The sequence below is a fragment of the Paraliobacillus zengyii genome (assembly GCF_003268595.1).
GTDB classification, from domain to species: domain Bacteria; phylum Bacillota; class Bacilli; order Bacillales; family Amphibacillaceae; genus Paraliobacillus_A; species Paraliobacillus_A zengyii.
This window is the reverse complement of record NZ_CP029797.1, coordinates 2916226-2940927: the sequence shown is the minus strand read 5'-3', so window position 1 is coordinate 2940927 and position 24702 is coordinate 2916226. Positions and strand designations below refer to the sequence as shown.

Sequence of the window (24702 nt, the reverse complement as noted above, 5' to 3'; positions counted from 1 at the left end):
TATTTTAATTTCCCACTGATTTTTCACTTAATACTTTATTGAAATCTAGGCTCTATTCGATGTTTTGTCGCTTGTTCGTAGGAGTAACCTAGTTTGATTAATATTTGTTCACTAAAAGCTTTAGCGCTAAATGTTATACCAACTGGTTTTCCTTCATCTGTATATCCAGCTGGGATTGTAATGGATGGGTAGCCAGCTTTAGCCGGTAAGGAAGCTCCCCAGTTGTTTGGTGAAAGAATTGCATCTAGGTTATGTTTTTCCATAACCGCATCGATCCCTAACTCACGAGAGTACTTCAAATCCATCGCGCGACTTTCTAAATAAGCAGGATCGGTTGGATCATCACTCATTGCCTCTGAATCTTCCAAAAGCTCTTGATTGTATTTTAAAGCTAGCTCGTTATTTTGTTGATTAAATGCGATGATGTCTTTTAAATTTTTGACAGAAACATCTTCTGATACAGTTTTTAAGTATTTGTTAAGGTCATGCTTAAATTCATGTTTCATTACTACCATATCTAGTTCAGGCGTATGTATTTTAATTGGATCAATAATGGTCGCGCCTTGTTGTTTTATAGTAGCGATAGCTTCCTCGATCACAGTTACTTCTTCTTCTGAAAGTTCCGCGAACGTACTTCTATCTATCCCAATTCTACTTCCTTTTAATCCATCTTCTAATAATGAAGATGTATAATCCGTATCATTTCCCGGGAAATTTTTTGTCGAAGAATCAGATTCATCTTGACCAGCCATAACAGTTAACATGATTGCCGCATCCTCAACAGTTCGTGTCATTGGACCTGCTGTATCTTGACTATGTGATATAGGGATAATACCAGTGCGACTAACTAAACCAATAGTCGGTTTTATACCAACGAGCGAATTGCTACTTGCCGGACTAAGAATGGAGCCTGAAGTTTCTGTTCCAATTCCTGCAGTTGCAAAATTAGCTGCAATAGCTGAGCCAGTTCCTGCACTTGACCCACCTACATCAAACACACCAGGATTATATGGGTTAAGTACTTGTCCACCAAGAGAACTATACCCGTTTGGCATTTCGTAAGCCATAAAGTTAGCAAACTCGGTTAAATTAGCAGTTGCTAGTATGATTGCTCCAGCTTCACGTAATTTCTTAACTATAAACGCATCTTCTTCTGGATAGTTATGTTGAAGTGCTAAACTACCAGCTGTTGTAGCCATTTGATCTCTAGTATTGATATTATTTTTAATGATAATGGGAATACCATAAAGTAAACCGTTCGTTTCCTTGCTACGTTCTTTATCAAGTTGTTCAGCAATTGCTAACGCGTCAGGATTTGTCTGGCGAACAGCATTTAGTTTAGGTCCATTTAGATTATGTTCATTAATCTTATCTAGATACAGTTGAACAAGTTGTTTAGATGTTATGTTTCCGTATTCGAGTTCATTTTGGAGCTCTTTAATGGTAGCTTCTTCTATTTTAAAAGACATGCTTATTACTTCCCCTCTTTTGGCTGATTTTCTTCTATTTTAGCATATTTGTCTAGAAAAGGAATTGACTTCACCTTTGTTTCCAATTATTACGGGAAACATGCTATACTGCAGTAACCGTACAAATTAAATACTGACTAAAAGGAGCATTTTTTATTATGTTTAACAATACGATGAAAGATTTTTTGGAAAAGGCTTGGGAGAATGCAGGATTTGATGCGCCAACTCAAGTACAAGAGAAAGCTGTCCCACTAATAATTGAAGGAAAAGATGTAATTGTCGAATCACCTACTGGTAGTGGAAAAACGCTAGCTTACTTACTTCCAATCTTACAAGAAATTGACATACAACAAAAGCAAGTTCAAGTTATTATCCTAGCATCTTCTCATGAATTAGTTATGCAAATTTATCACGAAGTTCAAAATTGGACAAAAGATAGTGATATTTCAGGTATTTCACTAATTGGTGGTGCGAATATTAAACGACAGATCGAAAAGTTAAAGAAAAAACCTCAGCTTATCGTCGGCACCCCTGGTAGGGTACTTGAATTGATTAAACAAAAGAAATTAAAAGTGCATCAAGTTAAAACGATTATTCTAGATGAAGCAGATCAATTACTTGTCCCTGAACATAAAGAAAATCTGTTTACAATTATCAAGAGCACACCGAACGAAAGACAAATGTTATTGTTCTCAGCAACATTACCAGAAGCTTTGGCTCTTGAGGCACAATCATTCATGGTCGATCCGGAAACGATTCGGGTAAATAGAGAGGATGCAGGAACACCAGATGTTACATACAGTTATCTTGTGTGTGAAGCAAGAGATAAAATTGATGTGCTACGAAAAATAGTGCGGAATGAAGAAATTCAAGCATTAGTATTCTTTAGAGACATTGGCAATTTGTCCGTTATGGCCGAGAAGTTGAACTATAAAGGAATGCGTATTGGTGAACTGCATGGTGATCTCAAGAAACAAGAACGTGAAAAGGCAATTCGAGAGTTCGGTAAAAACGAGTTAGAATTATTGTTGGCAACAGATGTTGCTGCTCGTGGGCTTGATATTAAAGATCTTTCACACGTTATCCAAATGGACGTACCTGCCGATTCAAAACAATATATTCATCGAGCCGGTCGTACTGGACGTTTAGGTGCTTCAGGAGAAGGTAACGTACTTTCTATTATCACAACTGCTGAAGAACGTATGCTAAAGTCGATTAGTCGCGAACTAGATATAGAATTAGTAGAAAAGGTTCTACAAAAGGGAATGTTAGTAAACAAAAGATAATAGATTACGCAACTTTTGGAGATTGAATTGGCAAACAATTCTTGGTATAGAAAGTTGAATAGTTTAAAAAAGAGATAATCGCATTACCTATTCGGTGTGCGATTATCTCTTTTTAAATGAAAGTTATTAGCTAATGAGACTTTTTAATTAACTGGCAGTACATACCAAAGAACGCAAAAGAATATCATAACTGTTCCTGCTAGAACAAACACATGCCATAGTGCATGATGGAATTTAAATCCTCTCCAAACGTAAAAAATAGCACCCAATGTGTACAATAAGCCACCTATTACGAGCAAAATGATGCCATTAGGATCTAGTTTTTCCGTTAACGGTCCCCATGTAAAAATAATCATCCAACCCATCACAACATAAAGCATGGTTGAGATAAATAAGAATTTTTTCACGAAATAAATTTTGAATATCGTTCCACCAATGGCAAGACCCCAGACAATTCCAAATAGTGTCCAACCTTGAGCACCTTGTACGACAACAAAAAGAAATGGTGTGTAGCTACCGGCAATAAAAAAATAAATGGAAGAATGATCTAATATCTCAAAAACATCTTTTGCTTTTCCTTCAGGGAAACTGTGGAGCAATGTTGAAGAGGTATAGAGCAGGACCATTGTTACGCCAAATAACGTAAAGCTAATAATATGCCAAGCATTTCCTTCTAATGAAGAAAAAACAATCAATACGACAAGAGCAGCAATGCTTAAAAGCACCCCAATGCCATGTGTTATTGCATTTGCAATTTCTTCACCTTTTGAAAATTTGTGTGTTAATGCCATGAAAATGATCTCCTTCTACATATAATCTATTGCTTATTATGAACTTTTTTTAGGGGAAAACAAGGTACATTTGTCATATCAAAATTTAATTTTAAAGGAATTGTAAATGAATCTTTACAATTATGAGGTTGAACATATAAGCAAATCATTATATGATAATATGCAGATGGATATGGAGGTGTTTTATAATGCTACAAACAGCAATAGAGATGGATAAAGCAGCAATGATTATGAAGTTACTGGGAGATAAAACCCGTTTAACCATGATAAAACTGCTAGAAAATAATGACTGTTGTGTATGTGAATTTGTTGAAATTTTTCAAGCGAGCCAACCAGCAATCAGTCAACATCTTCGTAAACTGCGTGATGTGGGGGTCGTAAAAGAAGAACGACGCGGACAATGGATTTTTTATTCTATTAATAAAGAAAATATATTTTATCCTTTTGTTGAACAAATTCTAAAACAACTTCCAAGTCAAGATGAAAAACTGATTGATTTAGAAAAAAATGGAACAAGAATTACGTGTTGTTAGGGGGATGATACAGTGTCATTATCAGTTATTTTAGCTATATTAATTTTTATTGTAACGCTCGTCTTTGTTATATGGCAACCAAAGGGTTTATCAATTGGTTGGTCTGCTTGTGGCGGAGCAGTTATTGCATTACTTGTTGGTGTGGTAGGGTTTAGTGATGTTATAGAAGTAACAGAGATTGTTTGGAATGCAACACTAGCTTTTGTAGCAATTATACTTATCTCATTGATATTAGATGAAATTGGTTTCTTTGAATGGGCATCACTCCACATGGCGCGTGCTGCTGGTGGTAGTGGAATTAGAATGTTCATTTATGTCAGTATTTTAGGTGCAATAGTAGCTGCCTTTTTTGCGAATGATGGTGCAGCACTCATTTTGACTCCGATTGTATTAGCGATGGTTCGTAATCTTAAATTCAGTGAAAAAATGGTATTTCCTTTTATTATGGCAAGTGGATTTATTGCTGACACAACTTCATTACCATTGATTGTAAGTAATCTCGTTAATATCGTTTCTGCAGATTTTTTCAACATTGGTTTTGTTGAATATGCTTCGCGAATGATTATTCCAAATATTTTTTCATTAGTAACGACAATTGTAGTGTTATTAATTTACTTTAGAAAGAGTATTCCGCGTACATATGATTTGGCTGATTTAAAAGAACCAGTTGAAGCAATTAAAGATTACAAGATGTTTCGTTTGTCTTGGTATGTACTAGCGGTTCTATTGGTTGGTTATTTTATTAGTGAATTTATAGCGGTTCCCGTTTCAATAATAGCTGGGATTATTGCAATCTTCTTCTTATTTATGGCTAGAAATAGTAAGGCAGTAGATACGATGGCAGTTGTAAAAGGAGCTCCATGGGCTGTTGTGTTTTTCTCAATAGGTATGTATGTTGTCGTATACGGATTACGGAACGCAGGTTTAACAGATGTGTTAGCCCAGCTTATTCAAGCAAGTGCAGAAGAAGGTTTGTTTGTAGCAACTATAGCTATGGGTTTTATTGCCGCGATCCTGTCATCTGTTATGAATAACATGCCGACAGTATTGATAGATGCTTTGGCAATTGCAGAAACAGATACTTCTGGTGTCCTCAGAGAAGCGCTAATCTATGCAAACGTTATTGGTTCTGATTTAGGTCCAAAGATTACACCAATTGGTTCACTAGCTACACTTTTATGGTTACACGTATTAGCACAAAAAGGCGTGAAAATATCTTGGGGCACGTATTTTAAAACAGGAATTATTCTTACTGTGCCAATACTGTTTATTACCTTAATTGGTTTATATCTAACACTACTACTATTTTAAAAGGGGATTGATTATTATGTCTAAAAAAACAATATATTTCTTATGTACAGGTAATTCTTGTCGGAGTCAAATGGCTGAAGGTTGGGCAAAACACTATCTTGGAGAAGAGTGGGAAGTGAAGAGTGCTGGAATTGAAGCACATGGACTTAATCCAAATGCAGTTAAAGCAATGAAGGAAGTCGAAATTGATATTACAAATCAACAGTCAGAGATTATTGATGCTACGTATTTAAATAACGCAACGATGGCTATTACATTATGTGGTGATGCAGCGGATAAGTGTCCGATGACACCGCCTCATGTTATTCGAGAACATTGGGGTTTTGATGATCCAGCAAAAGCAACAGGTACAGATGAAGAAAAATGGCAAGTTTTCCAACTTGTTAGAGATCAAATTGGCGACCGTATTAAACTTTTTGCTGAAACAGGGAAGTAAAAATAAAGCCAGTAGTTGGTTAACTGTATCTTGCAAGAAAAAGGCGAAGTGGGTTTACCGATCCGGTGCATGTACCAGAGGAATAGCCACCTTTGATCAGTTTACAAATCTTTTAGCAGATCATACAATAGTAGAAACATATGACCTTATTGTAATTGATACAGCTCCAACTGGGCATACTTTATTATATTAGACGCTGCACAGGAATACCATAAAGAGATAAGTAGATCTACTGGGGTAATTCCAGAAAGTGTCGAAAGGTTACTGCCAAAACTTCGTGATCCAAAACAAACTGCTGTAGTGAATTTAACGCTAGCAGAGGCACCACCAGTATTAGAGGTAGAACGGTTACAGAATGATTTAATTAGAGCAAATATTATACCGAACTGGTGGGTTATTAATTAAAGTTTAACGCAAACAGAAACTACTAACCCTATCTTAGTTGGCAGAGCGAATGCTGAATACCGATGGATTGCAAAAGTACAAAAGACGTTAACGCGAAATAGTGAAATTGTTCCTTGGATTCGTGAGGAAACAAGCGGTTATCAGAATGTAAAAGATTTTGTGTTAAATTAATGAAATGAAAACCTAAAGAGGTGAAGAAGAATGGAAAAAGTAGTAATACTAGGAACAGGCCCAGCTGGCTTAACTGCCGCTATCTATTTAGCAAGAGCGAACATGAATCCAATTATTATTGAAGGTACAGAGCCGGGCGGACAGTTAAGTTTAACCACTGAAGTAGAGAACTTTCCTGGTTTCATTGATGGTGTAATGGGTCCTGAATTAATTGAGAATATGAAGAAACAAGCTGCAAAGTTTGGTGCTGTATTTCGAAATGGTTGGGTAACGGGTGTAGATTTCTCAGAGAAGCCTTATAAGTTGAAAATGAATGGAGCAGAAGACATAGAGACAGAAGCATTAATTATTTCAACAGGTGCAACAGCTAAAATGTTAAATATTCCTGGTGAGAAAGAAAATGTGGGACGTGGTGTAAGCACATGTGCAACTTGTGATGGCTTTTTCTTTAGAGGTAAAAAAGTTGTTATTATTGGTGGTGGAGATTCTGCTATGGAAGAAGCGAATTTTTTAAGTAAATTTGCTGATGAAGTTGAAATAGTCCACCGTAGAGATGAATTGCGTGCATCTAAAATAATGCAAAATCGAGCAAGTGAAAACGAGAAAATAAGTTGGAATTTAAATAAAACACCAGTAGAAGTTATTAGTGAAGGCAATAAAGTATCGGCTTTAGTTGTTAAAGATAGCAATACTGGTGAAGAAGAAACGGTTAAAACAGACGGTATATTTATAGCAATTGGGCATAATCCGAACACAGAGTTTTTAGACGGAAAAATCGATACGGATGAAACAGGCTATATTCAAGTTGTGCCTGGAACAACTGAAACAAATATCCCTGGAGTCTATGCTTGTGGCGATGTGCAGGATAAAAAGTATCGTCAAGCCATTACTGCAGCTGGAACTGGCTGCATGGCTGCACTAGATGTAGAAAGATATTTAGAAGGAAGCAGCGTTCAAGATTGGAGTCAAACGCTTTAAACAAAATCGTCTGATCCTTTTTCAATGAAAGAGGATCAGACGATTTTTTGTTTTTAATCAGTCAACTTTCGCACTATAAAACAGGCACTTAAGTTTTGGTATAACAAGAAAGTCGAACAATTCAAAATAGAAATTGACTTCACGCTTCTTTGGTAATCTGTCCGTTTGATCTGACGCACTTGAGAGAAACTCCGCGGTAAGAGAAGACTCTTACCCGTTACATCAGTAAATGGATTCGCTTTCCGTGGGCACAGTCTCAGCTAACTTGGATAAGCAAAAGTCGCTTTCCGAGTGGATCTTCAACTTGTGGGATTGCGATTACTCATCCCACCCTAAAACATTTGCTGTTCCCACAGGAGTGTCATCCATTTGCTTCCTTCACTGAATTGAACTTAAAAGTAACATAAACTACGCTATCTATTGACTTCTATATTCATATTAAGCTTATTACAGTGTTAAGCTATATGGAATAATATCTGAAAAGGTCTGTTATCGTTAATAAATCACTATCAGTTTCAACAATAAACATTACGCAACTAGCGATGAAAATCCACTGCGACTCCTGCGGGAACAGCACGGTCTGAAGATCCACTTCATAAAGCGTTTTTTGCTTTATGAAGTTAGCTGAAGACGTGCCCGCGGAAAGCGTAGTGGATTTTCAGAGCGCGATGTACAAGCAGATTAAGACTTAGTCTATGGTTATGCAGTAATAAACAACTTATTTAAATAGTGTCAATATTTATAATGAACACACGCCAAACTCATAACAGCCAACGTTTAGCGCTTATTTTTCAATTGAGAAAGTTGAGTTAATCAGAATCTAAAAAATAATGATTATTTGGCGATTAGATGATAAAGTATATATGTAGAATTAGAGGAGGAGGAAAGCTTATGTATTATGGTGGAATTGAAGCTGGTGGTACAAAGTTTATCTGTGCAGTTAGTGATCAATCATTTGAAATTATTGATAGAGTAAGTATTCCAACTACTACCCCTGAAGAAACATTGAAACAAGTATTTTCGTTTTTTGATCAATATCAGTTAAAGGCAATAGGGATTGGCTCTTTTGGACCAATTGATGTCAATACGGAATCCGCTACATATGGTTACGTTACTTCTACACCGAAAAAAGGTTGGACAAATTATAACTTTGTCGGAGCGATAAAAAGTCGCTATGCTGTGCCAGTTGCATGGACAACAGATGTAAACGCTGCAGCATATGGAGAATATCGGAAAGGTAACGGACAACAATCGAAATCTTGTTTATATTTAACAATTGGTACAGGAATCGGCGGTGGTGCTGTAATAAATGGAGAAACTATTGAAGGTTTTGGTCATCCGGAAATGGGGCATATTACAGTTCCAAACCATCCCAATGATGATTTTGAAGGTGTCTGTCCTTATCATAGTAATTGTTTAGAAGGTCTCGCAGCAGGCCCGGCAATTGAAAAACGCTTAGAGAAAAAGTCACAAGATCTAGATCCAACAGATGAATACTGGGAAATTGAAGCATATTACATAGCACAAGCGCTAGCAAATTATACGATGATTTTAAGACCAGAAGTATTAATTTTAGGTGGTGGTGTTATGAAGCAAGCACAGCTTTTCCCACTCATTCGGGAAGCATTCAAGAGCATTATCAATGATTATGTAGTGACACCAGATTTAGAGACGTATATTGTTTCGCCTGGATTAGTAGATGATGCGGGTATTACGGGGAGTTTATTACTAGCAGCGGAAAAAGCAGTTTAAATAGGAAATATAATCGAGCCTCCAAAGATAAACTGTCGGAGGCTCGAATGGTTTATTTGACTTTTATGACAATTTTACCTTTAGCGTGATGCGTTTCACTTAGTGCATGCGCTTCTTTCATTTCTTCTTCTGAAAATCCAAATACATGTCCAACTTGTGGCTTGACAATGCCATTGTCCAATAGTTTGCCTAGTTCACTAAGTTGCTTACCATCAGGATTTAACCAATAACCAGAGGCTTCTATTTGATATTTTTCTGCCAATGTTTGATCTGGTTGTCCTGCAATCGTGACAAGTCTTCCTTTAGGTTTCAAGACTGTGAAACTTTTGTTTAGGATTTCTCCACCCATCGTATCAAGAACAACATCAAAATTATTTAATTCCTCTGCAAAATCTTGTGTTTGATAGTTGATAATTTGATCTGCCCCAAGTTCTTTCATATAAGCTGCATTCTTCTCGCTAGCTGTTGTGGCAACGTAAGCACCTAAATGCTTGGCAATTTGAATTGCAAGGCTACCTACACCACCAGCTCCTGCATGAATTAATACCTTGTCGTCTTTTTGTACTTTCGTGAAATCGACAAGACACTGCCATGCTGTTAGGCCCGCTAATGGAACCGAAGCAGCTTCTTCAAATGTGATGTTTTTTGGTTTTTTTGCTAACAGATTTTCATCTACTGTCGTAAATTCTGCATAAGTTCCTTCATTTGTTGTGTCTGGACGTGCAAATACTTCGTCACCAATTTTAAAGTTTTGTACCTGACTTCCAACTTCAACTATTGTACCAGCAACATCCCAACCTAATATAATTGGAAAAGAAAAATCAAGCATTTCTTTCAGGTAGCCTGCTCGCATCTTCCAATCAATTGGATTTATCGAAGTTGCGTGGACTTCTACTAATACTTGGTTCTCTTTAATTACTGGCTTACTAATTTCTTCTTCTTGTAAAACACGCTTATCACCATATTCATTTATTACAATAGCTTTCATAAGTAGACGCTCCTTTTATTGGTATTTCTTTAGTATGGAATAGTATAGTAAACCCTACTATTAAAAGCAAAAAGTATGCTTATATAGATCAAACAAAATAGGACTTCTGGAAAAATAGATAAGCGCGAAAGAGGAAGAAATGATAAAATAATAAAAAAGTAACTTTAGTAAGCAGAGGTGTGCGATATGAATATTTCCTTTACCCCTTTGGGAGATCAGACAATTGTAATAGAGTTCGGCCAACATATAGATGAAGAAATTCATGTAAGGGTAATGGCTGCAATGGATTATTTAGAACGCAATTCTTTTAATTGGCTAGTTGAATATATCCCTACATTTACAACGCTTACTGTTTTGTATGATCCAGTTAAGGTCATGAAACATTACGGTATAAACGATAGGAGTAAGATACCTTATCAATTTGTTCAGCAAGAAATAGAACAAGCTATTACAAGCGTGACCAGTGAAAATAAAGGGATCCAAAGAGAGATAGAAATACCAGTTTGTTACGGTGGAACATTTGGTCCTGATTTAGGGTTTGTTGCAAAGCATCATTGCATCAACGAGCAAGACGTTATAGATATCCATACAAAGGGAAATTATTTGGTCTATATGATCGGATTTGCTCCTGGATTTCCTTATATAGGTGGCATGTCAAGTGAGATTGCTACCCCTCGAAAGAAATCTCCTCGTTTCAATTTACCAGCTGGGACGGTTGGAATTGCTGGACAACAGACGGGGATTTATCCACTAGAAACACCTGGAGGATGGCAACTTATTGGGAAAACGCCACTCGCATTATTTCAGCCGAAAAATAGTAAACCAAGTCTACTTCGAGCTGGTGATAAAGTGCGGTTTAAAGCAATTAACAAAGACGAATATGACCGTTTGGAGGGGAGGTTATGATCCATATTATCAAACCTGGTCTATTAACAAGTGTACAAGATTTGGGTAGATTTGGTTTTCAAAGATATGGTGTAATATCGAGTGGAGCAATGGATTTATACGCGCACAGAGTAGCAAATTTATTGGTTGGAAATGAAGTCAATCATGCAACATTGGAAATCACTTTATTAGGACCGATTATTGAGTTTCAACAAGATACGCTAATTTCAATTTGTGGAGCGAACTTATCACCTACTATATTCGGGAATCCAATACATAATAATCGGCCAATTTTGGTCAAAGCAGGAAGTATTCTACGTTTTGGTTCTGCTAAACAGGGGTGTAGAGCCTATTTAGCTATTGCTGGTGGTATACAGGTAGATCCTATTATGAAAAGTAAGTCAACTTATCTTCGTGCGGGTATTGGTGGCCATCAAGGTCGCGCATTACGAAAGGGAGATCAATTGCTAATCGGGAGTAAAACGGTTGATAACAATAAGCTCGAAACTGAATTAGCTCGTTTTTCCCATAGGTTGACAGATTATGAAGAGGCAAAATGGTCATTTGATCCACTATTATTCGACCAAAATAATTCAACTAACAGAATACGTGCTATAAAAGGTAGGCAATATGATTGGTTCTCGCAAGAAAGTCAACAAGCTTTTGTTAACAAAACATTTAAGATACTAGCTGACTCTGACCGAATGGGCTACCGTTTAAAAGGAGAAATAATAAAAAGAAATAATACAAGTGAATTAATTTCGGAAGCTGTTACAATGGGTACTATACAGGTTCCTTCAGATGGAAATCCAATTGTGCTCCTCGCAGACGGTCAAACAACGGGAGGGTATCCGAAAATTGGAGAAGTTATTTCAATAGATATCCCACTGTTAAGTCAAGCAAAACCTGGGGATAAAGTTAAATTCGAATGGATTACATTGGCAAAGGCCCAAAAGCTATATATGGAAAGAGAACAGTTAATGAATCAATTGGAAATAGGTATTGCATTACACCTTAGGAGGTGTAGATGATGGATGTTGTTGATTTAAATTGTGATATGGGAGAAAGTTTTGGAACGTACACAAAAGGGATGGACGAAGCATTGTTTCCATATATTACGTCGGCTAACATTGCTTGTGGTTTTCATGCTGGAGATCCAGCTGTTATGCGTAAAACGGTTAAATTGGCACTGGAACATCAGGTAGGTATAGGAGCGCATCCAGGCTTACGAGATTTAGTTGGATTTGGTAGAAGAAATATGGTCATCTCCCCCGAAGAAGCATACGAGCTAATTGTTTATCAAATTGGTGCTCTCAATGGATTTGTAACAGCAGAAGGCGGATTACTTCAACACGTAAAACCACATGGAGCCCTTTACAACATGGCTGCTAAAAATAGGGAACTCGCAGATGCAATTGCTAAGGCAGTATACGATGTTAGCCCAGAATTAATTTTGTTTGGATTAGCTGGAAGTGAATTAATTAAAGCTGGAGAGGAAATAGGACTTCAGGTTGCTAGTGAGGTTTTTGCGGATCGAACCTATCAACAAGATGGTACGTTAACTTCGAGGGAAGAGGCAAATAGTTTGATCACGGATCATGCCATTGCTAGTAAGCAAGTAATTCAAATGATACAGAAACATAAAGTGAAGACAATTCAACAAATAGACTTTCCCATTAATCCTGAAACCATCTGTATACATGGGGATGGTGCTTTAGCATTATCGTTAGTAATACATATTCATGATGCATTAGCGACAGCGAATATTAAAGTGAAGAAAATCAGTTCGCATAAATAGTGTACAATTTTTGAATAGTTGGAAAAAGGTGTTGCATTATTTCAAAGGATGCATTAAACTGACAACAAGTTAAATTTTTCGGAAAATTTTATATTTTATTTCTTATCAAGAGAGACGGAGGGATTGGCCCTTTGATGTCTCAGCAACCAGCCATATCGTATGGCCCGGTGCTAATTCCAGACAGACTAGAAAATAGTCTAGAAGATGAGAAGACTGACTTTTAAAATCTTAAAAGACCTTCTTCTTAGAAGGTCTTTTTTTATATTCAAATCAAGCAAAGGAGGCGTGGTCATGACTGATAAAAAACTGCAGACAAAATTAGCGCAACTTGGTAATAAGAGTGATCCTTTAACAGGAGCTGTAAGTCCACCGATTTATTTATCAACAGCTTATCAACATGAAGGACTAGGAAAGTCAACAGGATATGATTATACGAGAACAAAGAATCCAACACGCTCGATATTAGAAGAAGGAATCGCTGATTTAGAAGAAGGCGATCAAGGATTTGCTTGTAGTTCTGGAATGGCAGCTATCCAACTTGTCTTATCATTATTCAGAACAGGAGATGAATTGATAGTTCCTGAAGATGTATATGGTGGTACTTATCGCATTCTTAAACAGTATCAAGAAGCTTATGAAATCAAAACAACGTATGCGACTTTTTCTGATGTTGAAGAAGTAAGAAGTTGTATTACGCCGCATACGAAGGCAATATTAATCGAAACACCAACAAATCCATTGATGCAGGAGATTGATATTGTAGACTATGCGGCTTTAGCAAAAGAGTTTAATCTATTACTTATTGTTGATAATACATTTTTAACACCTGTATTACAGCAACCGATAAAGCTTGGAGCAGACATTGTCATTCATAGTGCAACGAAATATATAGGTGGTCATAATGATGTATTAGCGGGTCTTATTGTAGCAAAAGGTGAAGCGTTATGCGAAAGAATTGCTACACTTCATAATGCGGCAGGTGCGGTATTATCTTCTTTTGATGCTTGGTTGTTAATCAGAGGGTTAAAAACTTTAGGATTACGTATGAAACAACATCAAATGAACGGCAAAAAAATTGCAAACTTTTTAGAAACTGATGCTCGAATTGAAGATGTATTGTATTGTGGAAAAGGTGGAATGCTCTCCTTTCGACTTCGAGAAAGTGCATGGGTGGAACCGTTTCTAGAGAATTTACAACTTATCACCTTTGCAGAAAGTCTTGGGGGTGTAGAGAGTTTTATTACATACCCAACTACGCAAACTCATGCAGATATTCCTGAAGATGAACGTGTAAGACGTGGAATAGACAATCGTTTATTACGCTTTTCAGTAGGTATTGAAGATAGTGAAGATTTAATTAATGATTTAACTTATAGTTTAGATCAATTAAATTAAGTGAATGTTATTTTCGTTAAATTAGGCGAGGCTCGATTTGAGAGTCTTAAATTTATCCATCGTAAATGAAGTTTTGGGCTAGACCAAAGATAATGTATAATATATGTAAACGTAAAGGGTGGTAATAATACCACTCTTTTTTTTGAGAAATTGTTGTTTAGATGTAGTAATTGTTTAGGATAAAGGGAATAGATAAGTTAGATATACATACATGGGAGTTGTTAGTGTTGATAATTGCATTGTTGATTTTGGCAGTATTAATAGTGGTGAATGCATTTTTTGCAGCCTCGGAAATAGCATTAGTTTCTTTAAATGATAATAAAATAAGAAGATTGGCGGAGCGTGGAGACAAAAAAGCAATTTTACTCGATAAATTGTTGGCTGAACCAGGCCGATTTCTAGCTACAATTCAAATTGGGATAACATTAGCTGGATTTTTAGCAAGTGCATTTGCTGCGGATACATTTGCAACGCCACTTGCAGAAATGTTATATGAATTAGGTGTCCCAATTACATTGGGATTATTAAATACAATTTCTGTCGTGTTCATTACCATTTTACTTTCTTATTTTACTTTAGTTATTGGAGAGCTTGTTCCAAAACAACTGGCACTACAAAAAACAGAGGCAGTTTCCTATATGGCGGTAAAACCATTAACTCTTTTATTTAAAATTAGTATACCTGTTGTGAAATTTTTAAACTTCTCTACCAATACAATCGTACGACTATTTGGAATTGATCCAAATGCAGTGAGTGAAGAAGCAACGGAAGAAGAAATCCGAATGATGGTAGATATTGGTGGAGAAAGAGGAACCATTCACTCAGATGAGAAATTAATGATTAATAACATATTTGAATTCAATGACAAAGAAGTTTCTGACATCATGACACATCGAACAGAAATCATTGCGATAGCTATCGATACACCATTAAAGGAAATTGTTGAAATTGTTAATACACATAGGTATACGCGCTTTCCTATTTATAAAGAGAATATGGATGATGTAATTGGTATCCTGCATACAAAGGACTTGATTCAATTTATAGAGAAAGATAATGGATCATTTCGATTGAAAGACATTTTACGTAAACCGTATTTTGTTATGGAAACACAACGAATTGATGCGATATTTAGAGATATGCAACTAAATAATGTTCATGCTGCAATAATTGTGGATGAATACGGTGGGACGGATGGATTGATTACAATTGAAGATATAATTGAAGAGATTGTTGGTAATATTTCTAGTGAAAATGGCGAATCAGATCATGAAAATACAGAAATCCAAAAGATTTCTTCACATGAATATATAATAGAAGGCAATACACATCTCTACGATATTGAATATCAATTAAGTCTTGAATTACCAGTAGATGATTATGAAACGTTAAATGGATTTCTAGTTGGAGAAATCGGATATATTCCAGATCCAGAACAAAAGGCTAGTGTTAAGTATAAGAAAGTAGTATTTACTGTGGAAAAAGTTTCAGAAAAAAGAATTGAACAAGTACATGTGATGATTGAAAAAGAGAAATAAGTTTATCCGCAAGTGTTGATGAATCGTATATTGGAAAAGAAAGTGCTTGTCATTTCAAATGGCTGGCACTTTTTTCTAGTAAAAAAAGTCTGAATAGTGTTAAATAAATCATAGGATTCTGTATCAATATTTAGTATAATAATAGAGTTGTTTAATATAGAGAAATATATCAATCATTCTGAATGGTTAAGGGGCTATCTAATATGTATAAAATTGAAACATATGAAGAACAATCATTTACAATGTACCGAATAAGCAATGTAGATGATACATCTTGGATAACGGTTTGTCCAGAGCGTGGCGGTATTATTATAGGTTATGGTGTTGATGGTAAAGAAAATTTATATCTAAATAAAGAGACATTGTATGATAGAAAGCAAAATATAAGAGGTGGTATTCCAATCTTATTTCCAATTTCTGGTCAACTTGAATCAGGAAAGTATGATTGGCAAGGTACATCATATGAGATGCCAAACCATGGTCTTGCACGAATTCATCCATGGGAAGTAATCGAAACAACCTATGATGAAGAACAGGCTTCGATTTCTATTTTATTTGAAAGTAGTATTGGAACGAAAGATGTTTTTCCTTTCGATTTCGAAGTGATTTTCACATATACATTAAAGCAAGATCAATTATTTATTCACCAGACTTACCGTAACTTAGGTAAAAAGGATATGCCTATTTACCCCGGATTGCATCCTTACTTTAAAACGAAGTCAAAGAAGCTATCATTGAAAACAGATGCAACGACTTATTATGATTATAATGATGATATAACAAAAAAATTCTCTGAGAAAATTGATATGGAAGGTCTAAAAGAAGCTATTGTCCTAGAGAATAAGCATCACCAATTAGATGCTCAAATAGAAGAAACAGCTTTACATATGGAAACGGCAACTGAATTTCGATATACGGTTCTATGGACTGAAAAAGATAAAGACTTCATTTGTATTGAGCCTTGGACAGCTAAAACAGGAGAACTCAATCGTAAAAAGGAACTTATTATGATAGAACCAACTAAGTCGTTGGATACGTGGGTATCGTTCCAAGTGATATAAAAAAATGAGTGGATCCAAGGATCTACTCATTTTTTGTTGTATTACTTTAAATATATGCTTATAAGTGCTCAATATAAATTTTGTTATCTACTATGTTGTTCATTTTTACGTGTTGCAACTTTATAGGCATCTACCATTCCCCATATCCAAAGTATAGGAGTTGTTATAAATCCTATAATGACAAACATAAGTAAACCAGAAATAAAGTACGCAACAATAAAACCGACACCTTTTCCAATTTGCCCATTATAGATTTGGCCTAATCCAGCTACAAAAAAGGATAAAACCGCTGCTAAACCTGCATTTTTCAATATATTCACCCCCGAAATTTATTATGTATATGCAAACATAAGATTACATTACATTTATTATATTTTTCTTGATAGAATAACACAAGACAATTCCCAATAAATTGTCGAAAGGAGTATAATAGTTGCAATACAAATTATATATATGTGAAACATCCATATAAGTAAATCTAAACAAATACCTACTGGCGGATGGTTTTAGTGGTAGAAGTTATATTTATCTAGCAAGTATAAAAGATATATTCAATTTCTACTTAACACTATACTTCTCAGTAACTTTATTACATATTAAAATAACAAATGCAACTAGATCAGATTATATAAAGTATTAAAATCAGTCACAAAAGAAGTGTAAGCCCTTCATAACTTACCAATCACAGTAAAGTTGATGACGTCATGATACCATGTATGTTGCGAATCAATATGAAGTAGCATATAAAAAAGATTACAAAATATATTTAGGGAATGTAGAAAGAATTATGTTAAAATAACGAATAGAAATTAGAAGGTGTAATTGAAAAATGTAACATAGATAGAGTTAAACAAGATGAGATATAAAATATTCAATCAATAAGTTCAGATTGAAAACTGCACATAGAAATATAATGTTTAATAAGTATTATGTAATTAGAAGCGATTATGTATATTTACATATAAGAAACAGGGAGTTTTTGAGATGCGCCAATTTGCTTCAATCGGTTTTACAATAGCTATTATTATTTATGCGGTGATGCATTACGTTACATATATAAATGCAACTGAAATAGGCAGTATTATTTTAGGGATTACAGGAGTTGTAATTCTAATTTTTTCTCTAGCAATCTTGTCAATTAGAGCGCTTGCTGTACCACTTTTTCTTTTTTTTATTGCTTTAAGTATTCAGTTGTTTACGATGAATTCGTTTGCTTCCCTATTACTTTATGGTGTTAGTGAAATGTCTAATTTAATTACACTTCTTTTAATTGTTCCGATTATAAGTTGGATATTACGTGAGGAACGTTATATTGATGCGATTATGCAAGTTGCACAGCGCTCACTTAACACAAGCAAAAAATTCTACTTTGGTATAATGATCGTTAATCAAGTTATTTCTTATTTTTTGTTATTTGGTGCTATTCCAATGATGTATCAATTTATCAATGATTTTCTAAAAGATAAGACGAGTGAAGCATGGGAATATTTTAAAGGTACTGCATTGTTACGTTCGTTTGCATTAACAACACTTTGGGTCATCAGCATACCGAGTTTTGCGTTTGCAGTGGATCATTTAGATGCGTCACTAGGATGGACAATTATTCAGGGATTTCTTATATCTCTTGGAGGGATTTTTTTATCTGTTCTTTTTCTTTCATTTAAAGAGAAAAGCTATCAGGTGGATTTCACTTTAGGAATACAAGAAGAAATGACAGGCCGTTTGGCACATGCACTGGATGCAAAATATGCAAAGCGTTTAGTGATAGAATTTGCAGTTTTGTTTCTTTCGTTGTTTAGCACAATTTTTATTATTCATATCATAATGGGATGGGGATTACTAGCAATTATTCCACCAATTATTGTTGTTTGGACATTTGGCTATTTCATCTTAAAAAAACGCCCCAAAAGATTTTTCGCTGAAATGAAGACGTACATTAAAAAAGATGTTGGTCAGAAATCACAACAATTTAGTTTACTGTTAGCTGCTGGAATGTTAATTTATGCGGTGAATAATTCTGGGGTTGGTAATTACTTGATTGATGGATTGTTTTATGTAGAAGAAACAATACCATTTGTTAATTTTTTAACGATAGTCCCATTCATGGCAATCATACTAGGCTTTTTAGGACTAGGCCCATTAACAGTCATTGTTTTAGTTGCTGGGATATTAGAAAATGTTAACTTGGTTTATCCTGCTGAATTAGTTGTCTTAGCAATGACATCTGGTAGTGTCATCTCGGTTATATTGTCACCTGTCGTATTACCCGTTATTATTTTGAGTTCAACCAATAAATTAAGTATTGTTAAGAATGGAATTATATTTAATTGGAGTTATGCTATAGCATTTTACATTTTAGTACAGGGATATATACAAGTAATGTGGTATTTTATGCACTAGACTAGAGAATAAAATGGAACTTTTAGTAGTAAACAACCTTATTCTCTATCTAGTTTCTCCACTTCTTTGATAGACAACCCAGTCACATCAGCTATATCATGCGTGGCCATTTTCTTGTTTACTAATGCTTTTGCAATTTCAATTGCTTTTTGTTTTTGTCCCCTGCCTAGCCCTTGTTCCAGTCCTTGTTCCAGCCCTTTTTCCAATCCTTCTTGTAGTCCCTTTGCTATCGCTTTTTGTTGAGACTCTTCAATAAAACGTTTTAAACCTTCCTCAAAATTTGATATCATTTTATCCACCTCCTGATGGTTTGCTTTTGAAATAATCGTATGAATTTGAGTATGATAGCTAAGGGGTAACCTATTAATAAAGATCTTTTCTAACCAATTTTTAAAATGATTAAATTCTTCTACATCTAGTTTTTTTAAAATATGCATGGTTTCCCTTAACCGTGTATAGATCTCTTCATTATTCGTTATATGCTGATCGAAAATAAAAATAGTACTGATCAAATTGGAGAGTTGTAGTAAATCCTTTTTTTGGTAACGATTAATATCAAGTAAAATATATTTAAAGTTTAACACTTCATCTTGAAATAAATGAGCCTGATCCAATTTTTCTTTAAATTCTGTTGGTGCAGTCCAGTTATTCTTACCATTATATAAGACAATTGGAATAATAACTGGTAGTTTAAAAGCCTTTTTTAATTTAGATTGGTGTTCATTCTTCAGGATATCTCGCCAAATTTCATTCATATAAACTAAGAGACGATACGGCATCTGTTGATCAAGGGTTGATTGTAATTCAAGTAATACGTAAAAAATAACATCTTGATTTTTCCTGTGTTTTAATTTGTAGACAATATCGGCTTCTTTTTGTTGGAAATCTTGTGAAATATAAGATTTGTCAATACGTTCGATGTCAACTTCCTTCATATCAGTTACCCAATCACGACTGACAAATGATGCAATTAATTGCAAAAAAAATCGTTTAGTTGATAGTAAGTATTTATAGCCTACATCATGTTGATTTTTACGAGAATCCAATGTAGTTTACTCCTCTATATTATAATATATTTCATCTAACTTTCCATTATTATCAGATAATTTAATCACAAAAACAACTTGTCAAAATGGAAGTTTATAGATTAAAATATAATGAAAAAATGGAAAGTACTGTTGTTAAACGTGGATAGAGAATCGATAATTATTGAGATATTATAAATTTAACAAAAAAATTCGGATTAAAATGTCTAGTCGTTTTTGTGACTGAAATTATATGCTATAGACAATAATGGAGTGGATTCTCGTAGTTGTTTTGGGTAAAGTAGAGAAAAAGCTTGTAAATAGAATCTTTTCACAATAGAGTGAGAGAAGAAAGCAAAAAATGATTGGAGTAACCCGATGACTATATCTTTTAATGACTATAATTTAAGTGATGAAATTCTTCGTGCACTTACAGATTTACATTACGATACACCAACAGAAGTACAACAAAAAGTTATTCCAACTGCGCTAGAAAATAAGGATCTTGTTGTTAAGTCTCAAACAGGTAGTGGAAAAACGGCGTCATTTGCAATTCCGCTTTGTGAGAAAGTTGACTGGCTTGAGAATAAACCACAAGCATTGGTTTTGACACCTACTCGTGAACTTGCTCAACAAGTGAAAGAGGACATCACAAATATAGGGCGATTCAAACGAATTAAAGCAACAGCCGTTTATGGTAAGCAGCCTTTTGATAAGCAAAAAACGGAATTGAAGCAAAAATCGCATGTGGTAGTTGGTACACCTGGACGTGTCCTGGATCATATTGATAAAGGAACCATGATAGTTGACCAAGTAAACTATTTAATCATTGATGAAGCGGATGAAATGTTAAATATGGGTTTTATCGAACAAGTAGCTGCGATTATTGAAACACTTCCTAAAAAACGAGTGACGAGTGTATTCTCAGCAACATTGCCAGAAGATGTAGAAAGACTTTGTTATAAATACATGAATGAACCAACACAAATTGAAATTAAAGCAAAGGGTAATGTAGCTGATCGAATTACACAACAGGTAATAGAAGTAACGAATGAAGAAAAACTAGCACGCTTACAGGATATCACAATTGTTGAAAATCCAGACAGTTGTCTTGTATTTTGTCGAACACAAGAGCAAGTTGAATTTGTAACGAAACAACTTCAAAATCTTGATTATCCATGTGATAAACTTCATGGTGGACTTGATCAGGATGACCGTTTTGCTGTAATGAAGGCATTTAAGCGAGGCGAGTTTCGTTATTTAGTGGCTACTGATGTAGCTGCTAGAGGGATTGATGTTGAGAACGTTTCTCTCGTTGTTAATTATGATATGCCTTTAGAAAAAGAAAGTTATGTTCATCGGATTGGACGGACAGGACGAGCTGGTAAAACGGGCAAAGCCATCACATTTATGACGTTGTATGAAGAGAAGTTTTTAATCGAAATCGAAGCATATACTCATACTCCGATTACAAGAGTTGAAGCACCTTTGACAGCAGAGGTTGATAAGTTAAGAACTGCTTTTAAGCGTAAAATTGAAACAAAACCGAAGTTAAAAACAGATAAAAGCGAAAAACTTAATAAACATATCATGAAGCTTTATTTTAATGGTGGAAAGAAAAAGAAAATAAGGGCAGTAGATTTTGTAGGGACGATAGCTAAGATTGACGGTGTAACTGCTGATGACATTGGGATCATAACGATTGAACAAACATTATCTTACGTAGAAATCTTAAATGGTAAAGGACCTCTTGTGTTAAAAGAAATGAGGCATACTACTATAAAAGGAAAGCAATTAAAAGTACACGAAGCAAATAAATAGTAATATAATAAAAAAATTTTAATTTCGAAAGACAGTAATAAAATGAATAGTGGTAATTAAAAAAGCTACCCTGAAAGGTTGAATTTCGACTCTTTAGGGTAGCTTTTTTAATTTTTAACTGCAATTAGTTAAAAAGGAGCGCAAGTCTGTGCATTATCTGTTATTATTAAGAATACTGTGCAAACTATAGTATGTATTATGTATAAAGGAGAAATATAATTGAAACAGCAATCACTTCCATTCACAATTTCTAAAGAAGAAAACTTCTTTGATCGATTAGGCGATTATATCGGGGATGTATTTTATGATATATTACCTGAGCAAGGATATGAACTTCGTGACGAACAAATTTATATGGCTTATCAAATTGAAAATACATTTAAAAATAAAAGCACGGTTTTTGCTGAAGCAGGTGTAGGGACAGGTAAAACATTTGTTTATTTACTATATGCAATTTGTTACGCAAGATATATGAGAAAGCCAGCAATTATTTCTTGTGCAGATGAAACATTAATTGAGCAATTAGTGAAAAAAAATGGCGATATTGAAAAACTTGAAAAGGCTTTAGATTTAACTGTTGATGTTCGTTTGGCTAAAGCACGTGAACAATATGTCTGTATGAGAAAGTTAGATCCTTTAGCGAATGAAACCGATGATGAAGATATCTTAAAAGTGCATGAGGATATTCCGGATTTTGTATTTGAGCAAGGCTCTTCTATGCAGTCCTTTGAAAGGTATGGAGATCGTAAAGAGTATCCGTGGGTGTCAAACGAGAAATGGAAAGAAATTGCATGGGATCCAATTCAACAATGTTCTACATGTGAATGGCGTCATCGTAGTGGACAAACTTTAAATCGGGATTATTATCGACACGCAACAGACTTAATTATCTGTTCCCATGACTTTTATATGGAACACATTTGGACGAAAGAATCTCGTAAACGAGAAGAGCAGATGCCATTACTTCCAGAGGCTAGTTGTGTTGTCTTTGACGAAGGACATTTACTGGAATTCGCCGCACAAAAAGGTTTGACGTATCGTTTCCACGCGGAGACATTACAGTCAATATTGACAGGCTATATGAGTCAAGATGTTCGGGAAGAATCACTTTATTTAGTAGAGGACATTATCACGTTAAATGACGAATGGTTCCAATCTCTTAGTGCATCAGCAAAAATGGTAAAAGGATCGAATCGAAAAGAAGTACCATTATCAACTGAAATGTTAAAACTAATCAAAACTTTAGATGATAAAGTAGCACAATTACTTGAGCAACTAGTATTTGATTCCGAGTTATTTACAATTGATCCGTATCACGTAAAGATCATTGAAGAATATTTGGAGTTTTATTCTTATGGTTTATCGATTTTATTAAAGGATGATCAAGGGATATTTTGGTTAGAAGAAAGTGATTCTGATACTTCATTTGTTATCATGCCACGATTAGTCGAAGACATTTTAGGTGAGGATGTATTCTCGCAAAAGATACCATTTGTGTTCTCATCAGCGACGTTAGCGCAAGCAGGTGATTTTTCTTATATCGCTAAGAGTTTAGGAATTAAAGCATTTGAATCCTTTACGGTTGACTCACCATTTGATTATGAAAAGAAAATGGAGATTAAGGGTCACATTGTCTCAGAAATAAACTTGGAAGAAAAGTGGACAACACTAGGTGAAGGCCTAATTAAAAACAATGGACAATCGTTAGTGCTTTTCTCTTCTCTCTTTGAAATGAATCAATTTCGTGAATGGGCAGAAGAAAAGTCATTTGACTTTCCAATTATTTATGAAGGTGATCGAGAAATAAGTGAATCAGTTAAGTATTTTCAAACAGACATTGCTTCTGTTTTATGTTCTTACAACCTTTGGGAAGGTTTAGATGTTCCTGGAGAAGCTTTAAACCAAGTTATTATTGCTTCTTTACCATTTCCACCACAGGATCCTGTCTTTCAAGCGAAACGAAATCATGCTTCAGATTCATTAAATGAAGTAGATTATCCTTATATGATGTTGCGTATTAGACAAGGAATTGGCCGTTTAATTAGAACGAGTGATGATGAAGGGATTATCCGAATACTAATGACAGAAGAACAAAAACTGACAGACCTTCAAGCAATTGAAAAATTATTACCAGTTACTATACAGTGGATTTAAAAAGCAAACAGATGAAGCTACTCCTACAGAGACCTTCATCTGTTTTTTTATATGCTCTTTTTATGAATTGTTTCTCTGTTTACCAGTTACAACAGAGAGAAATTGTTACATAACAGAAGATCTTACCCGCTCCACAGTGAAATGGGCTCGCTTTCCGAGTGGATCTTCAGCCCGTGGGATTGCGATTACTCATCCCATCAAAAACATTCGCTGTTCCCACAGGAGTCTCACCCATTTCAATTGCTCCGCTAGTTTTGCTTTAAATATTTTATGAACTACAAATAAACACATTAATCATTAGTCTCTTGAAAATGTTTCGATTAATTCTGTCTTACGCTTAAAAATAGTTCCACTAGCGAAGGAAGCAAATGCTTGACACTCCTACGGGAACAGCGCGAGCCGAAGATCCACTTAGTAAAGCGTTCTATGCTTTACTAAGTTAGCTGAGGCCGTGCCCGTGGAAAGGGAAAGCATTTGCTGACGTAGCGAGTAAGACCAAAACGTT

At 35.1% G+C, this 24702-nt stretch carries 21 protein-coding genes and 1 riboswitch; of the genes, 16 read left to right on the top strand and 5 right to left on the bottom strand.

From position 1 onward, the window contains the following. Nucleotides 1-35: 35 nt before the first annotated feature. Complete coding sequence (locus tag DM447_RS14830; protein ID WP_112181965.1) at nt 36-1469, bottom strand: amidase family protein; 1434 nt, start codon at nt 1467-1469, stop codon at nt 36-38. A gap of 158 nt (nt 1470-1627) precedes the next feature. On the opposite strand from DM447_RS14830, the gene DM447_RS14825 reads away from it, so the two are divergent. Next, nucleotides 1628-2755: a DEAD/DEAH box helicase gene (locus DM447_RS14825; protein ID WP_112181964.1), complete on the top strand. Its 1128-nt coding sequence runs from the start codon at nt 1628-1630 to the stop codon at nt 2753-2755. 143 nt (nt 2756-2898) lie between these two features. Here DM447_RS14825 and trhA read toward each other — a convergent pair whose 3' ends face one another. Next, nucleotides 2899-3546 carry a PAQR family membrane homeostasis protein TrhA gene (trhA, locus tag DM447_RS14820; protein ID WP_112181963.1) on the bottom strand — a complete coding sequence of 216 codons (648 nt, stop codon included), beginning with the start codon at nt 3544-3546 and terminating at the stop codon, nt 2899-2901. Nucleotides 3547-3734: 188 nt separating this feature from the next. Between trhA and DM447_RS14815 the strand changes: the two genes are divergently transcribed. The 6 genes from DM447_RS14815 (at nt 3735) to DM447_RS14790 (ending at nt 9132) form a co-directional block, all read left to right on the top strand. Then, the gene (locus DM447_RS14815) at nt 3735-4079 is read left to right on the top strand and encodes an ArsR/SmtB family transcription factor (protein ID WP_112181962.1); all 345 of its coding nucleotides are present in this window, start codon (nt 3735-3737) and stop codon (nt 4077-4079) included. A gap of 12 nt (nt 4080-4091) precedes the next feature. After that, a complete protein-coding gene (locus DM447_RS14810; protein WP_112181961.1) occupies nt 4092-5390 on the top strand; it encodes an arsenic transporter in 1299 nt (432 codons plus the stop codon). A 16-nt stretch (nt 5391-5406) separates the two neighbouring features. Beyond that, nucleotides 5407-5826 (top strand): arsenate reductase (thioredoxin), encoded by a 420-nt coding sequence (arsC, locus tag DM447_RS14805; RefSeq protein ID WP_112181960.1) that lies wholly within the window; start codon nt 5407-5409, stop codon nt 5824-5826. Next, a complete protein-coding gene (locus DM447_RS14800) occupies nt 5771-6019 on the top strand; it encodes an ArsA-related P-loop ATPase (protein WP_241964533.1) in 249 nt (82 codons plus the stop codon). Before arsC ends, DM447_RS14800 begins: the two co-directional genes overlap by 56 nt. A 413-nt stretch (nt 6020-6432) precedes the next feature. Next, nucleotides 6433-7380 carry a thioredoxin-disulfide reductase gene (trxB, locus tag DM447_RS14795; protein WP_112181958.1) on the top strand — a complete coding sequence of 316 codons (948 nt, stop codon included), beginning with the start codon at nt 6433-6435 and terminating at the stop codon, nt 7378-7380. Between the two features lie 891 nt (nt 7381-8271). Beyond that, nucleotides 8272-9132: an ROK family protein gene (locus DM447_RS14790; protein ID WP_112181957.1), complete on the top strand. Its 861-nt coding sequence runs from the start codon at nt 8272-8274 to the stop codon at nt 9130-9132. A 52-nt stretch (nt 9133-9184) separates the two neighbouring features. Here the strand turns inward: DM447_RS14790 and DM447_RS14785 are convergent, their stop codons facing one another. Next, nucleotides 9185-10120 (bottom strand): NADP-dependent oxidoreductase, encoded by a 936-nt coding sequence (locus tag DM447_RS14785; protein WP_112181956.1) that lies wholly within the window; start codon nt 10118-10120, stop codon nt 9185-9187. 186 nt (nt 10121-10306) lie between these two features. Between DM447_RS14785 and pxpB the strand changes: the two genes are divergently transcribed. The 6 genes from pxpB to DM447_RS14755 all read left to right on the top strand — a co-directional run bounded on the left by pxpB (nt 10307) and on the right by DM447_RS14755 (nt 16797). Then, entirely contained in the window at nt 10307-11026 is a 720-nt protein-coding gene (gene pxpB, locus DM447_RS14780; RefSeq protein WP_112181955.1) for a 5-oxoprolinase subunit PxpB, read from the top strand. Next, nucleotides 11023-12036, top strand: coding sequence for a 5-oxoprolinase subunit C family protein (locus tag DM447_RS14775; protein WP_112181954.1), 1014 nt, complete (start codon nt 11023-11025; stop codon nt 12034-12036). Before pxpB ends, DM447_RS14775 begins: the two co-directional genes overlap by 4 nt. Beyond that, nucleotides 12036-12803 (top strand): LamB/YcsF family protein, encoded by a 768-nt coding sequence (locus tag DM447_RS14770; protein ID WP_112181953.1) that lies wholly within the window; start codon nt 12036-12038, stop codon nt 12801-12803. Before DM447_RS14775 ends, DM447_RS14770 begins: the two co-directional genes overlap by 1 nt. A gap of 99 nt (nt 12804-12902) precedes the next feature. Beyond that, nucleotides 12903-13014: riboswitch (SAM riboswitch) on the top strand. A gap of 80 nt (nt 13015-13094) precedes the next feature. After that, on the top strand, nt 13095-14198 hold the full coding sequence (locus tag DM447_RS14765; RefSeq protein ID WP_112181952.1) for a methionine biosynthesis PLP-dependent protein: 1104 nt from the start codon (nt 13095-13097) through the stop codon (nt 14196-14198). Nucleotides 14199-14422: 224 nt separating this feature from the next. Then, nucleotides 14423-15736 (top strand): hemolysin family protein, encoded by a 1314-nt coding sequence (locus DM447_RS14760; RefSeq protein ID WP_332871739.1) that lies wholly within the window; start codon nt 14423-14425, stop codon nt 15734-15736. A gap of 203 nt (nt 15737-15939) precedes the next feature. Further along, nucleotides 15940-16797, top strand: a complete 858-nt coding sequence (locus tag DM447_RS14755) for an aldose epimerase family protein (protein ID WP_112181950.1) — start codon at nt 15940-15942, stop codon at nt 16795-16797. An 83-nt stretch (nt 16798-16880) separates the two neighbouring features. Here DM447_RS14755 and DM447_RS14750 read toward each other — a convergent pair whose 3' ends face one another. Beyond that, entirely contained in the window at nt 16881-17111 is a 231-nt protein-coding gene (locus DM447_RS14750; protein WP_198663137.1) for a hypothetical protein, read from the bottom strand. A 670-nt stretch (nt 17112-17781) separates the two neighbouring features. On the opposite strand from DM447_RS14750, the gene DM447_RS14745 reads away from it, so the two are divergent. Next, nucleotides 17782-19197, top strand: coding sequence for a hypothetical protein (locus DM447_RS14745; protein ID WP_112181948.1), 1416 nt, complete (start codon nt 17782-17784; stop codon nt 19195-19197). Nucleotides 19198-19235: 38 nt separating this feature from the next. On the opposite strand, the gene DM447_RS14740 is transcribed toward DM447_RS14745, so the two are convergent. Then, a complete protein-coding gene (locus DM447_RS14740) occupies nt 19236-20243 on the bottom strand; it encodes an Rpn family recombination-promoting nuclease/putative transposase (RefSeq protein ID WP_112181947.1) in 1008 nt (335 codons plus the stop codon). Nucleotides 20244-20600: 357 nt separating this feature from the next. Between DM447_RS14740 and DM447_RS14735 the strand changes: the two genes are divergently transcribed. Together DM447_RS14735 and DM447_RS14730 are read left to right on the top strand one after the other, a co-directional pair. Further along, nucleotides 20601-22043, top strand: a complete 1443-nt coding sequence (locus DM447_RS14735; RefSeq protein WP_112181946.1) for a DEAD/DEAH box helicase — start codon at nt 20601-20603, stop codon at nt 22041-22043. A 219-nt stretch (nt 22044-22262) separates the two neighbouring features. Then, a complete protein-coding gene (locus tag DM447_RS14730; RefSeq protein WP_112181945.1) occupies nt 22263-24197 on the top strand; it encodes an ATP-dependent DNA helicase in 1935 nt (644 codons plus the stop codon). The last annotated feature ends 505 nt before the right edge of the window (nt 24198-24702 follow it).